Source organism: Kosakonia sp. (assembly GCF_032104925.1).
Taxonomy (GTDB): domain Bacteria; phylum Pseudomonadota; class Gammaproteobacteria; order Enterobacterales; family Enterobacteriaceae; genus Kosakonia.
The window spans coordinates 369,548-383,429 of record NZ_DAMCGF010000002.1; the positions used below are offsets into that span (position 1 = coordinate 369,548).

The 13,882-nt window shown below is 54.2% G+C and carries 11 protein-coding genes; 9 read left to right on the plus strand and 2 right to left on the minus strand.

The features are described from left to right. The first annotated feature begins 1 nt into the window (after window position 1). A complete protein-coding gene (gene speA / locus RT644_RS04825; RefSeq protein ID WP_071925225.1) occupies window positions 2-1,978 on the plus strand; it encodes a biosynthetic arginine decarboxylase in 1,977 nt (658 codons plus the stop codon). 285 nt (window positions 1,979-2,263) lie between these two features. On the opposite strand, the gene RT644_RS04830 is transcribed toward speA, so the two are convergent. After that, window positions 2,264-3,022, minus strand: a complete 759-nt coding sequence (locus tag RT644_RS04830; RefSeq protein WP_017457589.1) for a M48 family metallopeptidase — start codon at window positions 3,020-3,022, stop codon at window positions 2,264-2,266. Window positions 3,023-3,301: 279 nt separating this feature from the next. Between RT644_RS04830 and tkt the strand changes: the two genes are divergently transcribed. The 8 genes from tkt to RT644_RS04870 all read left to right on the plus strand — a co-directional run bounded on the left by tkt (window position 3,302) and on the right by RT644_RS04870 (window position 12,896). Further along, entirely contained in the window at window positions 3,302-5,293 is a 1,992-nt protein-coding gene (gene tkt, locus RT644_RS04835) for a transketolase (protein WP_313626030.1), read from the plus strand. Window positions 5,294-5,605: 312 nt separating this feature from the next. Continuing rightward, the gene (locus RT644_RS04840; RefSeq protein WP_313626032.1) at window positions 5,606-6,355 is read left to right on the plus strand and encodes a phage antirepressor KilAC domain-containing protein; all 750 of its coding nucleotides are present in this window, start codon (window positions 5,606-5,608) and stop codon (window positions 6,353-6,355) included. A gap of 353 nt (window positions 6,356-6,708) precedes the next feature. Further along, window positions 6,709-7,728: an erythrose-4-phosphate dehydrogenase gene (epd, locus tag RT644_RS04845; RefSeq protein ID WP_313626034.1), complete on the plus strand. Its 1,020-nt coding sequence runs from the start codon at window positions 6,709-6,711 to the stop codon at window positions 7,726-7,728. 48 nt (window positions 7,729-7,776) lie between these two features. Beyond that, window positions 7,777-8,940, plus strand: a complete 1,164-nt coding sequence (gene pgk / locus RT644_RS04850) for a phosphoglycerate kinase (RefSeq protein ID WP_017457593.1) — start codon at window positions 7,777-7,779, stop codon at window positions 8,938-8,940. Between the two features lie 215 nt (window positions 8,941-9,155). Beyond that, a complete protein-coding gene (gene fbaA / locus RT644_RS04855; RefSeq protein ID WP_020455154.1) occupies window positions 9,156-10,235 on the plus strand; it encodes a class II fructose-bisphosphate aldolase in 1,080 nt (359 codons plus the stop codon). Window positions 10,236-10,422: 187 nt separating this feature from the next. Then, window positions 10,423-11,283, plus strand: coding sequence for a small-conductance mechanosensitive channel MscS (gene mscS, locus RT644_RS04860; RefSeq protein WP_313626037.1), 861 nt, complete (start codon window positions 10,423-10,425; stop codon window positions 11,281-11,283). A 138-nt stretch (window positions 11,284-11,421) separates the two neighbouring features. Further along, window positions 11,422-12,057, plus strand: coding sequence for an arginine exporter ArgO (argO, locus tag RT644_RS04865; protein ID WP_313626039.1), 636 nt, complete (start codon window positions 11,422-11,424; stop codon window positions 12,055-12,057). Between the two features lie 95 nt (window positions 12,058-12,152). Continuing rightward, window positions 12,153-12,896, plus strand: a complete 744-nt coding sequence (locus RT644_RS04870) for an oxidative stress defense protein (protein WP_020455151.1) — start codon at window positions 12,153-12,155, stop codon at window positions 12,894-12,896. A gap of 39 nt (window positions 12,897-12,935) precedes the next feature. Here RT644_RS04870 and argP read toward each other — a convergent pair whose 3' ends face one another. Next, on the minus strand, window positions 12,936-13,829 hold the full coding sequence (gene argP, locus RT644_RS04875) for a DNA-binding transcriptional regulator ArgP (protein WP_017457598.1): 894 nt from the start codon (window positions 13,827-13,829) through the stop codon (window positions 12,936-12,938). Between the last annotated feature and the right edge of the window lie 53 nt (window positions 13,830-13,882).

Below are 13,882 nucleotides of genomic sequence, written 5' to 3' on the forward strand. Positions count from 1 at the left end.
TATGTCTGACGACATGTCTTCGGTTTCGCCTTCGTCAGCAGGCGAACAAGGTGTACTACGTTCCATGCAGGAGGTTGCGATGAGCTCCCAGGAAGCCAGCAAGATGCTTCGTACTTATAACATTGCCTGGTGGGGCAATAATTACTACGACGTCAACGAGCTGGGCCATATCAGCGTTTGCCCGGATCCGGACGTCCCACAAGCCCGTGTCGACCTGGCGCAGCTGGTAAAAGCGCGTGAAGCGCAGGGGCAACGTCTGCCCGCGCTGTTCTGTTTCCCGCAGATCCTGCAACACCGTCTGCGTTCGATTAACGCCGCTTTCAAACGTGCGCGTGAATCCTACGGTTACAACGGTGACTATTTCCTCGTTTACCCGATCAAGGTGAACCAGCATCGCCGCGTGATTGAGTCCCTGATCCATTCCGGCGAACCGCTGGGGCTGGAAGCGGGCTCCAAAGCGGAACTGATGGCGGTTCTGGCGCATGCGGGCATGACCCGTTCGGTGATTGTGTGTAATGGTTATAAAGACCGTGAATACATTCGCCTCGCGCTGATTGGCGAAAAGATGGGCCATAAGGTCTATCTGGTGATTGAGAAAATGACCGAAATCGCCATTGTGCTGGAAGAAGCCGAGCGCCTGAACGTGGTACCGCGTCTTGGCGTGCGTGCGCGTCTGGCATCGCAGGGTTCCGGTAAATGGCAGTCCTCCGGTGGCGAAAAATCCAAATTCGGTCTGGCGGCGACCCAGGTACTGCAACTGGTGGAAATCCTGCGTGAGCGCGGACGCTTAGACAGCATTCAATTGCTGCATTTCCACCTCGGTTCGCAGATGGCGAACATTCGTGATATCGCCACTGGCGTGCGCGAATCGGCGCGCTTCTATGTTGAGCTGCATAAGCTTGGCGTCAATATTCAGTGCTTTGACGTGGGCGGCGGCCTTGGCGTGGACTATGAAGGTACGCGTTCCCAGTCCGATTGTTCAGTGAACTATGGCCTGAATGAATACGCCAACAACATCATTTGGGCGATTGGCGATGCTTGTGAAGAGCACGGTCTGCCGCACCCGACGGTGATCACCGAGTCTGGCCGTGCCGTCACCGCGCACCATACCGTGCTGGTTTCCAACATTATTGGCGTTGAGCGTAACGAGTACACGCCAGCGACGCCACCGGCTGAAGACGCGCCGCGCGCATTGCAGAGCATGTGGGAAACCTGGCAGGAGATGCATGAACCGGGTACCCGCCGTTCGCTACGCGAATGGCTGCACGACAGCCAGATGGATCTGCACGATATCCATGTCGGTTACTCCTCCGGCACGTTCAGTTTGCAAGAGCGCGCGTGGGCCGAGCAGCTTTATCTGAATATGTGCCACGAAGTGCAGAAGCAACTCGATCCGAGCAACCGCGCGCATCGTCCGATCATTGATGAGTTGCAGGAGCGCATGGCGGACAAAATGTACGTCAACTTCTCGCTGTTCCAGTCGATGCCGGATGCGTGGGGGATCGATCAACTGTTCCCGGTTCTGCCGCTGGAAGGGTTGAACCATGCCCCGGAACGTCGTGCGGTGCTGCTGGATATCACCTGTGATTCCGATGGCGCTATCGATCACTACGTGGATGGCGACGGGATTGCGACCACCATGCCGATGCCGGAATACGATCCGGAGAACCCGCCGATGCTGGGCTTCTTTATGGTCGGTGCTTACCAGGAGATCCTTGGTAACATGCATAACTTGTTCGGCGATACCGAAGCGGTGGACGTGTTTGTCTTCCCGGATGGTAGCGTTGAAGTGGAGCTTTCTGATGAAGGCGACACCGTGGCGGATATGCTGCAGTACGTGCAGCTCGATCCGAACACGCTGCTGACGCAGTTCCGCGATCAGGTGAAACAGACCGGGCTTGATGAGACCCTGCAACAGCAGTTCCTCGAAGAGTTCGAAGCCGGGCTTTACGGCTACACCTATCTGGAAGACGAATAATGCAGGTTATAGCGTCTGACCGGTAACGAACTGAATCCCTTCCTCGCCAGCACGGTGCGGAAGGGATTTTTTTATCTAAGGCTCTATGCCAGAAGCGTTGCGCGAAAGCGGTGCTACTCGCGATCTGCTTCCTTTGCATCGCCGCAGATGGATCAAAGAGGCCGGGAAGGAACAACGTGTAGTGATCCTGTGATAACGGCGCAATGCGGCAGTTACTCTGCGTCGTTCAGCGAGAGGCGGTTTCAGCCATAGAAAAAAAGGGAGGCAAGATTGCCTCCCAATGCATTATTTAATGCCATCTGCCGCCATGCGATCGCGGATATGCTGCGCACGTTCAGCCGAGGCGGGGTGATCGTCAAACATCGAACTCTGACGGCCTTCTTCCATCTTCGCCAGTTTTTCGAAGCTGGTGGCTAACCCGGCTGGACTGATGCCGCGTTTGCGCAGCAGGTCATAAGAGTAGTCATCCGCTTCGGCTTCCTGGCGCTGAGAGAACTGGGAGTTAACCAGTTGCTCGCCCAGTGCGCCAAGCTGCGACTGCGACAAGCTGCCCACAATCCCGCCGGCGGAGGCCGCCGCCGCGCGCACCGCATTGGTGCCGAGCGCAACCTGCATGCCTTTCTTCACGTGGCCTAGCGCTACGTGGCCCATTTCGTGGCCAATCACCGCTTCAACTTCGTTATCGGTCATCATGTCCATCAGCGCACTGTAAACACGGATGCAGCCATTCGCCATGGCGAAGGCGTTGACGTCTTTCGCCACGTAGACTTTGTAGTTCACCGGCTGGCCATTGATGTTGTCACCCAGAGCGGTGGCAATCTTATTCAAACGCTGCGTGTACGGGCTGCTCGCCGGGGCGATAGTCGCTTTGCTGTCCATCTGCTTACAGGCGTCATCGCTTAGCGCTTTTACCTGCGCGTCGCTCAACGTGTAGGCCTGGAACGCTTCCGCTCCTGAGCTGAGAAAACCGTTGGAGTTCATGTTCTGACACCCGGCAAGCAGGGTGGTCATTCCCAGAGCAAGCAGGGCTGGGCGAATTTTCATTTGTTCTCTTCCGCAATGATTGGATAGCTATTCTGTTCATACACCAATTCAGGCGAACCGGTGGTGAGCCTAAGTATAAGGAACAGAACAGAAGGCGGGCGAGGAGATTGCGCAACATGCGAGCAGCTTCCAGAGATTTCTGAATCGGCAAAAGGATGCTCCATGTACATGACTTGTCGCTTGGGTTACATTGTTGGCACTTTTTTCCGGCGTAGCCCAAAACGCGCTGTCGTCAAGTCGTTACGGGAACAGCCCTTAACAGTCCGATCTGGAGTCAAAATGTCCTCACGTAAAGAGCTTGCTAATGCTATTCGTGCGCTGAGCATGGACGCGGTACAGAAAGCCAAATCCGGTCACCCGGGAGCCCCGATGGGGATGGCCGATATCGCCGAAGTGCTATGGCGTGATTTTCTGAACCATAACCCGACAAATCCGGCCTGGGCTGACCGTGACCGCTTTGTGCTGTCTAACGGCCACGGCTCAATGCTGATTTACAGCCTGCTGCACCTCACCGGCTACGATCTGCCGATGTCCGAGCTGCAGAACTTCCGTCAGCTGCACTCAAAAACGCCAGGTCACCCGGAAGTGGGTTACACCGCAGGTGTTGAAACCACTACCGGTCCGCTGGGCCAGGGCATTGCCAACGCGGTAGGTATGGCGATTGCGGAGAAAACTCTCGCAGCGCAGTTCAACCGTCCTGGGCATGACATTGTTGACCACTTCACCTACGCCTTTATGGGCGACGGTTGCATGATGGAAGGCATCTCCCACGAAGCCTGCTCGCTGGCCGGTACGCTGAAGCTGGGCAAACTGGTGGCGTTCTATGATGACAACGGCATCTCCATCGACGGTCACGTGGAAGGCTGGTTTACCGATGATACGGCGAAACGCTTTGAAGCCTATGGCTGGCACGTGGTTCGCGGCATTGACGGCCACAACGCGGATGCTATCAAACGCGCCGTTGAAGAAGCTCGTAGCGTGACGGATAAACCGTCCCTGTTGATGTGCAAAACTATCATCGGTTTCGGTTCGCCGAACAAAGCCGGTACTCACGACTCCCACGGTGCGCCGCTGGGCGATGCGGAAATCGCACTGACCCGTGAGCAGCTTGGCTGGAAATACGCACCGTTTGAAATCCCGTCTGAAATCTATGCTCAGTGGGATGCAAAAGAAGCTGGCAAGGCGAAAGAAGTGGCGTGGAACGACAAGTTCGCGGCTTACGCGAAAGCCTTCCCGCAGGAAGCGGCTGAATTCACCCGCCGTATGAAGGGCGAGCTGCCGTCTGACTTCGATGCTAAAGCGCAGGCGTTTGTTGAAAAACTGCAGGCCAATCCGGCGAAAATCGCCAGCCGTAAAGCCTCTCAAAATGCTATCGAAGCCTTCGGTCCGCTGCTGCCGGAATTCCTCGGCGGTTCCGCTGACCTGGCACCTTCGAACCTGACCCTCTGGTCCGGTTCGAAAGCGATTAACGAAGACGCTGCCGGTAACTACATTCACTATGGCGTGCGCGAATTCGGCATGACCGCGATTGCTAACGGTATCGCTCTGCACGGCGGTTTCCTTCCGTACACTTCCACCTTCCTGATGTTCGTTGAATATGCCCGTAATGCGGTGCGTATGGCAGCGCTGATGAAACAGCGTCAGGTGCTGGTTTACACCCACGACTCAATTGGTCTGGGCGAAGATGGCCCGACTCACCAGCCGGTAGAGCAGGTCGCTTCCCTGCGCGTTACTCCGAACGTCAGCACCTGGCGTCCGTGTGACCAGGTAGAATCTGCAGTGGCGTGGAAATACGGTGTTGAGCGCCATGACGGCCCAACTGCGCTGATCCTCTCCCGCCAGAACCTGGCGCAGCAGGAGCGTACCGCGCAGCAGCTGGCAGATATCGCCCGCGGTGCGTACGTACTGAAAGATTGCGCAGGTCAGCCGCAGCTGATCCTGATTGCCACCGGCTCAGAAGTTGAGCTTGCTGTCTCGGCATGGGAAAAACTCTCTGCCGAAGGCGTGAAAGCGCGCGTGGTTTCCATGCCGTCCACCGACGCATTCGACAAACAGGATGCGGCTTACCGTGAGTCCGTACTGCCGAAAGCGGTCTCTGCTCGCGTGGCGATTGAAGCTGGTATTGCTGACTTCTGGTACAAATATGTCGGCCTGAACGGCGCTATCGTCGGTATGACCACCTTTGGTGAGTCCGCCCCGGCAGAGCAGCTGTTCGAGGAGTTTGGTTTCACCGTCGACAATGTTGTAGCAAAAGCGAAAGCGCTGCTGTAATCATCCTCTGGCCCGGCGGCGCAAGTCCTGCCGGGCCAGCATGACCACCATTTCCCATTGTGCCTGGGTTTTATCAAGGCCACAGATTTGCAGGCCAGCTAAACATAGTTTTATCCACCCCCTATCCCCCTCAATCAGCCATACCGCTGCGTTAGCGTCTCCAGCCGTTTACTTCCCATTTTTAGCCCTCTTTTTACAGAACAACCTCTACGCCGTTGATTTGTGCATAAAAAATATACTGGATATTTGTACAGTAAGTCGTATAATAATTCTACAGATTATCCAGGGTGAGTATGTGTAAGGAGTGAACCTATGGTAATTCCTGGTGAAAATTTCAATTCCCAACAGGCTCTGGCGACGGTCAGCAGCCGCGAAATCGCAAAGTTGACAGGCCTGACTCACACCGAAGTGAAACGGATGGTGAAAAGCCTGGAGACTGCGCAACGACTCTCCCAGCCGGTGAACGAACATGTGTATGAGCGGGAAGGTGAGATGCGACAGGAGTTTTTGCTCAATAAGCGGGACTCACTGCTGACGGTTTCGCGCCTCTCGCCAGGCTTTACTGCAGAGATGCTCGATCGCTGGCAGGAGAAAGAAAAAGATATCAGCCTGCCCGATTTCACAAATCCCGCAGCCGCGGCGCGCGCATGGGCCGAACAGTACGAAAAGCGTCAGCGTGCGGAAGCGCTGCTTGCCGTTTCTGCCCCAAAAGCGGAGTTCTTTGACCGGTATGTCAGGGTTGAGGAGTCGCTTGGTTTCCGGCAGCTTTGTAAGATGCTACGGGTGAAGGAGTCTCTGTTCCGGAGCTTTTTGCTTGAGCGCAACATTATGCAGCGCGTCGACGGTGCGCTGATGCCGCCGCAGTACCATATCGATGCGGGCTACTTTACCGTCCACGGCGGCGTAGGGGAAAACAAACGTAGCTGGTCTCAGGCGCGTTTTACCGCCAGGGGCGTGAAGTGGGTAGCCGATCTGTGGGCTAAACAACTCTCCTCGCTGCCGGTTGAGATGCCGCGCGCAGAGCGCACCGAACCAAAAACAGCGGAACGTAGCTGGTTTTAATCATCCCCAGTAAAGCGTTTTGCCGGAATCAATCTTCCTTTATCAACACGTCACGCAGGGATGCGTTGTTGCGCTTGTTCCCCTTTCTGTTAATTCTTAACCTCAGCAACAAGCCCTTCGGACGCGCTAATTATTCCAGTGAAAATGTGATGCAGGTCAGATTACTGGCGAAACCGTCTGGACAATCATTCCTTTTATTCCATGTTTCGCTTATTCTAGCTGAAGCGTTTCAGTCGGCTAAATGTTCGACAAATAATCAAACAGACGCAGTTTAAGCAGGCGAGGATTCCCCTTCTGTGGTTGCTGGATTACTCTGTCATCCACTTCAGGCTGGCTAGCCTTGCAGGAGAGTTATGACCGTACGCATAGCGATTAATGGTTTCGGTCGCATCGGGCGCAATGTGGTTCGTGCTTTGTACGAATCCGGGCGTCGGGCGGAAATCACCGTGGTGGCAATCAACGAACTGGCCGATGCCGTGGGCATGGCGCATTTGTTGAAATATGACACCAGCCATGGGCGTTTCGCATGGGATGTTCGCCAGGAGCGTGAACAACTGATAGTCGGCGATGACGTTATTCGCATCCTGCATGAGCGTGCTATCGATTTGCTGCCGTGGCGCGAGTTAGGCGTTGATGTGGTGCTCGACTGTACAGGCGTGTACGGCAACCGTGAAGATGGCGGGGCGCATCTGGCGGCGGGGGCAAAAAAAGTGCTCTTCTCCCATCCTGGCAGCCACGACCTTGATGCAACTATCGTTTTCGGCGTCAATCAAAACACGCTGCGAGCCGACGATCTGCTGGTTTCTAACGCGTCCTGTACGACAAACTGTATTATTCCGGTCATAAAACTACTCGACGATGCGTATGGCATTGAGTCAGGAACCGTGACAACGATTCACTCGGCGATGCACGACCAGCAAGTGATTGACGCCTACCATCCCGATTTGCGGCGTACACGCGCAGCCAGTCAGTCCATCATCCCGGTGGATACAAAACTGGCGGCAGGCATCACGAGAATTTTCCCGCAGTTTAATGACAGATTTGAAGCGATAGCGGTACGTGTGCCGACAATTAATGTCACCGCTATCGATCTGAGTGTAACGGTGAAGAAACCGGTAAAAGCCAGTGAAGTCAATGCGTTGCTGCAAAAAGCAGCGCAGGGAACATTTCATGGTATAGTTGACTATACGGAATTACCGTTGGTTTCAACCGATTTTAACCACGATCCGCATAGTGCCATTGTTGATGGCACGCAGACACGGGTCAGTGGCGCGCACCTGATTAAAACCCTGGTATGGTGCGATAACGAATGGGGCTTTGCTAACCGAATGCTCGACACGACGTTAGCAATGGCGGCTATTGGTTTCAGGTAGGGCGCAACAGCGCTCGCAAAACTTTAAGAATCATTGAGAGGATTCACCATGTCTGTAATTAAGATGACCGATCTGGATCTGGCTGGTAAACGCGTTTTCATCCGTGCTGATCTGAACGTGCCGGTTAAAGATGGCAAAGTGACCAGCGACGCGCGTATTCGTGCTTCTCTGCCGACCATTGAACTGGCGCTGAAGCAGGGTGCGAAAGTAATGGTGACTTCCCACCTGGGTCGTCCGACCGAAGGCGAGTACAACGAAGAATTCTCTCTGCTGCCGGTTGTTAACTATCTGAAAGACAAACTGTCCAACCCGGTTCGCCTGGTTAAAGATTACCTGGACGGCGTAGAAGTTGCTGCGGGTGAGCTGGTCGTTCTGGAAAACGTTCGCTTTAACAAAGGCGAGAAGAAAGACGACGAAGCACTGTCTAAAAAATACGCTGCACTGTGCGACGTGTTCGTGATGGACGCATTCGGTACCGCGCACCGCGCTCAGGCGTCTACGCATGGTATCGGTAAATTTGCTGATGTCGCTTGCGCAGGCCCGCTGCTGGCAGACGAACTGGAAGCGCTGGGTAAAGCGCTGAAAGAACCGGCTCGTCCGATGGTTGCTATCGTGGGTGGTTCTAAAGTTTCCACTAAACTGACTGTTCTGGACTCTCTGTCCAAAATCGCTGACCAGCTGATTGTTGGCGGCGGCATCGCTAACACCTTCGTTGCTGCTCAAGGCCACAATGTTGGCAAATCCCTGTACGAAGCTGACCTGGTTGATGAAGCCAAACGCCTGCTCGGTACTTGCGATATCCCGGTTCCGACAGATGTTCGCGTTGCGACTGAGTTCTCTGAAACCGCAACTGCAACCCTGAAATCTGTTTCTGACATCAAAGATGATGAGCAAATTCTGGATCTGGGCGACGTTTCTGCACAAAAACTGGCTGAAATCCTGAAAAACGCCAAAACTATTTTGTGGAACGGTCCGGTTGGCGTGTTTGAATTCCCGAACTTCCGTAAAGGTACCGAAATTGTGGCTAACGCGATTGCAGACAGCGACGCGTTCTCCATCGCAGGCGGCGGCGACACTCTGGCGGCGATTGACCTGTTTGGTATCTCTGACAAGATTTCCTACATCTCCACTGGCGGTGGCGCGTTCCTCGAATTTGTGGAAGGCAAAGTACTGCCGGCAGTAGCCATGCTCGAAGAGCGCGCTAAGAAGTAAGACATTCAAGGGCAGGGAAACCTGCCCTGTTTTCAGCGCGCTTTCGGGCTCGCTTTAATTCTCTACACAAAATCATTCAAGTTGCATCAAGGCGGCAACGGAGTGAATCATCAGGAACTGACTGCAATAAGTCTCTGATGTAAGCGAAGGCAGCCAGCGCCGAGTCAGCTTGAAGGATGATGTGTACAACGGCCGAAGATACAGGACTACGTAACATGTCTAAAATTTTTGATTTCGTAAAACCTGGCGTGATCACTGGTGATGACGTTCAGAAAGTGTTCCAGGTAGCTAAAGAAAACAACTTCGCTCTGCCTGCGGTTAACTGCGTAGGTACTGACTCCATTAACGCTGTTCTGGAAGCTGCAGCGAAAGTTAAAGCGCCTGTTATCGTTCAGTTCTCTAACGGCGGCGCAGCGTTCATCGCGGGTAAAGGCGTGAAAACTGACGTTCCTCAGGGCGCGGCAATTCTGGGGGCTATCTCTGGTGCGCATCACGTACACCAGATGGCAGAGCACTACGGCGTACCGGTTATCCTGCACACCGACCACTGCGCGAAAAAACTGCTGCCGTGGATCGACGGCCTGCTGGACGCGGGTGAAAAACACTTCGCAGCTACCGGTAAACCGCTGTTCTCTTCTCACATGATTGACCTGTCTGAAGAGTCTCTGGAAGAGAACATCGCGATCAGCTCCAAATACCTGGCGCGTATGGCCAAAATGGGCATGACGCTGGAAATCGAACTGGGTTGCACCGGTGGTGAAGAAGACGGCGTAGACAACAGCCATATGGACGCGTCTGCACTGTACACCCAGCCGGAAGACGTTGATTACGCATACACCGAGCTGAACAAAATCAGCCCGCGTTTCACCATCGCCGCTTCCTTCGGTAACGTACACGGCGTGTATAAACCGGGTAACGTGAAACTGACCCCGACTATCCTGCGCGACTCTCAGGAATATGTTTCTAAGAAACATAACCTGCCGCACAACAGCCTGAACTTCGTATTCCACGGTGGTTCCGGTTCTTCTGCTCAGGAAATCAAAGACTCCGTAAGCTACGGCGTTATCAAAATGAACATCGATACCGACACCCAATGGGCAACCTGGGAAGGTATTCTGAAGTATTACAAAGAAAACGAAGGCTATCTGCAGGGCCAGTTGGGTAACCCGAAAGGCGCAGACCAGCCGAACAAAAAATACTACGATCCGCGTGTATGGCTGCGTGCTGCGCAGACCAGCATGGTGACTCGTCTGGAGCAGGCTTTCAAAGAGCTGAACGCGGTAGACGTTCTGTAATTTACGCTGCTTCTGTCTGAAAAGGCCCGCATTTTGCAGGCCTTTTTTATTGTGAATTCAACAAAATGCCTGCGAACACAAAATGTGATCAACTTGGCGAAATGGCGGCTTATTGTTTACCCTTTAGGGATCTCTCCTTGCTGGAAGGGGTGGTTTTCCCGTTTTGGAACAACATAAGGAAGCTCGAATGGAAGATCTTGACGTTGTCGACAGCATTAATAATGCAGGTTCATGGCTGGTGAACAACCAGGCGCTGCTATTGAGCTATGCCGTTAATATCGTGGCGGCTATTGCTATCATCATTGTCGGGATGATTGTGGCGCGCATTGTCTCGAATACTGTTAACCGCCTGATGGTGGCGCGCCACATTGACGCGACGGTGGCGGATTTCCTTTCCGCGCTGGTGCGCTACGGTATTATCGCGTTCACTTTGATTGCCGCACTCGGGCGCGTTGGCGTGCAAACCGCCTCGGTGATCGCGGTTCTTGGCGCCGCCGGTCTGGCCATCGGTCTGGCGTTGCAAGGCTCGCTCTCTAACCTTGCTGCTGGCGTGCTGCTGGTAACTTTCCGCCCGTTCCGCTCAGGCGAGTATGTTGATCTGAGTGGTGTGGCCGGTACGGTATTGCAGGTGCAGATTTTCTCCACCACCATGCGCACTGTCGATGGGCGTATTGTGGTTATACCGAATGGCAAAATCATCGCCGGGAATATTGTTAACTTCTCCCGTGAACCGGTGCGGCGCAACGAGTTTATTATTGGCGTGGCGTATGATTCAGATATTGATGAGGTGAAACGCATCCTGACTGAAATTATTCAGGCTGACGAACGCATTATCAAAGATCGCGAAATGACGGTACGCCTCAATGAATTAGGACCTTCATCGATCAATTTTGTAGTCCGCGTCTGGAGCAAGAGCAGCGATCTGCAAAACGTTTATTGGGATGTGCTGGAACTTATCAAACGCCGTTTTGACGAACACGGTATCAGTTTCCCGTATCCACAGATGGACGTGAATTTCAAACGTGTGAAAAATTCCGCAGAGCAGTAAACATCAAGGCCGGGGTTCCGGCCTTATTTGTGCTCTTCGTTATTAGGAAGGCTTATTAAGGATTAGTATTATCCATTTCATCTAATGATTGTCCCGCGCTATAGTCAGTGTTCGAAACAACTCTGATGGAATCACCTCGTGCTATCTTATTATTTTCAAGGCCTTATGCTTGGGGCTGCGTTGATCCTGCCGCTTGGGCCACAAAATGCCTTTGTCATGAATCAGGGCATCCGCAGGCAGTTCCATATCATGACCGCAGCGCTTTGCACGCTCAGCGATGTATTACTGATTTGCGCGGGTATTTTCGGTGGGAGCGCATTGCTGATGCAGTCGCCGTGGCTGTTGGCACTGGTGACGTGGGGGGGCGTAGCGTTTCTGTTGTGGTACGGCTTTGGTGCACTGAAAACGGCGTTCGGTAGCACCATTGAACTAGCGAATGCTGAAGCAATGCGCCAGGGGCGCTGGCGCATAATCGCCACGATGCTGGCGGTTACCTGGTTGAACCCCCACGTTTACCTCGATACGTTTGTGGTGCTCGGCAGTTTAGGCGGTCAGCTGGATGCAGAGCCAAAACGCTGGTTTGCGTTAGGCACGGTGAGCGCCTCCTTTCTGTGGTTTTTCAGCCTTGCTTTACTTGCGGCCTGGCTTGCTCCACGTTTGCGCACAGTGCAAGCACAGCGGGTGATTAACACGCTGGTGGGGCTGGTGATGTGGTTTATCGCTTTGCAGCTGGCGCGCGAAGGCGTGCACCATATGCAGGGATTATTCAGTTAAGGTAAGTCCGATGGACAATTCACGCTTAGCCGCTAAGCTTGCTGCCAGGCGTCCTGCAATTCTGGGCGTAACAAAAGCACCATGGAGGAGCAACTGTGAAATTTAAAGTGATGGCCCTGGCGGCAATGGTCGGTTTCAGCGGGATGGCGGTACAGGCGAGCGAGTTGCCGGACGGCCCGCATATTGTCACCTCAGGTACGGCAAGCGTGGACGCGACCCCGGACATCGCCACGCTGGCGATTGAGGTTAATGTCGCCGCGAAAGACGCTGCCTCAGCCAAAAAACAGGCCGATGACCGTGTTGCGCAATATCTTAGCTTTCTTGAGCAAAACGGCATTGCCCGGAAAGACATTAATTCCGCGAACTTACGCACACAACCTGATTATGACTACCAGAACGGCAAAAGTATTCTGAAAGGCTACCGCGCAGTGCGTACTGTGGAAGTCACGCTGCGTGAGCTGGATAAACTTAATTCATTGCTGGATGGCGCGCTGAAAGCGGGGCTGAACGAAATTCGTTCTGTATCGCTGGGCGTTGCGCAACCGGAGTCTTTCAAAGATAAAGCGCGCAAAGCGGCTATCGATGATGCAACGCACCAGGCGCAGCAGTTAGCGGCGGGCTTTAACGCTAAACTCGGCCCGATCTACAGCGTGCGCTACCATGTGTCCAACTATCAGCCGAGCCCGATGGTACGCATGATGAAAGCGGATGCGCCAGAAGCCGCATCCGCACAGGAAACCTATGAGCAACCGTCGATTCAGTTTGCTGATCAGGTAGATGTCGTATTCCAGCTGGAACCGACTCAGAGCCAGCCGCAGGCTGCGGCACCGGCGAAGTAATCCTCTTCGCCCTCTCCCGGCCGGGAAGAGGGCGTTTTATTAATCCTGCCTTAACACCCGATGCCCATATTCCAGCAGTGCGTCCGTGACGTTGCGCATCATCCGGCTTTCCGGCGCAAAACGGTGCCAGTACAGCATCCGGCGCTGCAGCAAACCGGGCGTCAGGTCGATCAGATCACCGCTGTTCAGCTCTTTTTCGATTTGCAGATGCGGGATCATGCAGCAGGTCGTGCCCTGGCGCGCCAGTTGAACAAACGCTTCTGAAGAGTTGACGATATGGCAAGGCACGCTGCCTGGCGGTAAGTCGAAATACTGCTGTAAAAACGCCTGATGCATATCATCGAGATGATCAAACGCGACCGCCGGTGCTTTGAGCAATGCGGAGCGGGTGACGCCGTTCGGGAAATAGCGCTCGGCGAACGCTTTCGAACCGACGAACAGGTAATCCAGCGCGCCAAGTTGGTCGACCAGGCAACTGGGAAGCGCCTGTGGCTGAATACTCACCGCGCCAACGACCTCACCGCGACGCAAACGCTCCTGAGTGCGGGTTTCGTCTTCCACCTGCAGATTCAGGCGAATTGGTGAGTCGGCCAGTACCGGGGCTAATGCAGGCAGCAGCCAGGTCGCCAGGCTGTCGGCGTTGACCGCCAGCGATAACAGTAGCGGCGTGGAGCCGGTTTGTTCGTCGCCAAGCCACTCTTCTTCCAGTAGCTCGACCTGGCGCAGCAACGCCAGCAGCTTTTGCCCCTGCTCAGTGGGACGAGGTGGAACGGTACGCACCAGTAGCGGCTGACCAAACATATTTTCCAGTTGCTTAATGCGCTGCGACACGGCGGACTGGGTAATACACAGCTTTTGTGCGGCACGTTCAAATCCGCGCTCACGAATAACCGCATCAAGCGCCTGTAATGTTCTGTAGTCCGGACGTTTCATTGCTCGGGCATTCTCCTGAAAAAATCGTACTCAGCACTATGACATAATTTTTT

Excerpts from the sequence above, each read along its gene's own strand:
- RT644_RS04840 (WP_313626032.1), top strand. The coding sequence starts at position 5,606 with ATGGTAATTCCTGGTGAAAATTTCAATTCCCAACAGGCTCTGGCGACG.
- RT644_RS04830 (WP_017457589.1), bottom strand. The coding sequence starts at position 3,022 with ATGAAAATTCGCCCAGCCCTGCTTGCTCTGGGAATGACCACCCTGCTT.
- epd (WP_313626034.1), top strand. The coding sequence starts at position 6,709 with ATGACCGTACGCATAGCGATTAATGGTTTCGGTCGCATCGGGCGCAAT.
- speA (WP_071925225.1), top strand. The coding sequence starts at position 2 with ATGTCTGACGACATGTCTTCGGTTTCGCCTTCGTCAGCAGGCGAACAA.
- mscS (WP_313626037.1), top strand. The coding sequence starts at position 10,423 with ATGGAAGATCTTGACGTTGTCGACAGCATTAATAATGCAGGTTCATGG.
- argP (WP_017457598.1), bottom strand. The coding sequence starts at position 13,829 with ATGAAACGTCCGGACTACAGAACATTACAGGCGCTTGATGCGGTTATT.
- pgk (WP_017457593.1), top strand. The coding sequence starts at position 7,777 with ATGTCTGTAATTAAGATGACCGATCTGGATCTGGCTGGTAAACGCGTT.
- fbaA (WP_020455154.1), top strand. The coding sequence starts at position 9,156 with ATGTCTAAAATTTTTGATTTCGTAAAACCTGGCGTGATCACTGGTGAT.
- tkt (WP_313626030.1), top strand. The coding sequence starts at position 3,302 with ATGTCCTCACGTAAAGAGCTTGCTAATGCTATTCGTGCGCTGAGCATG.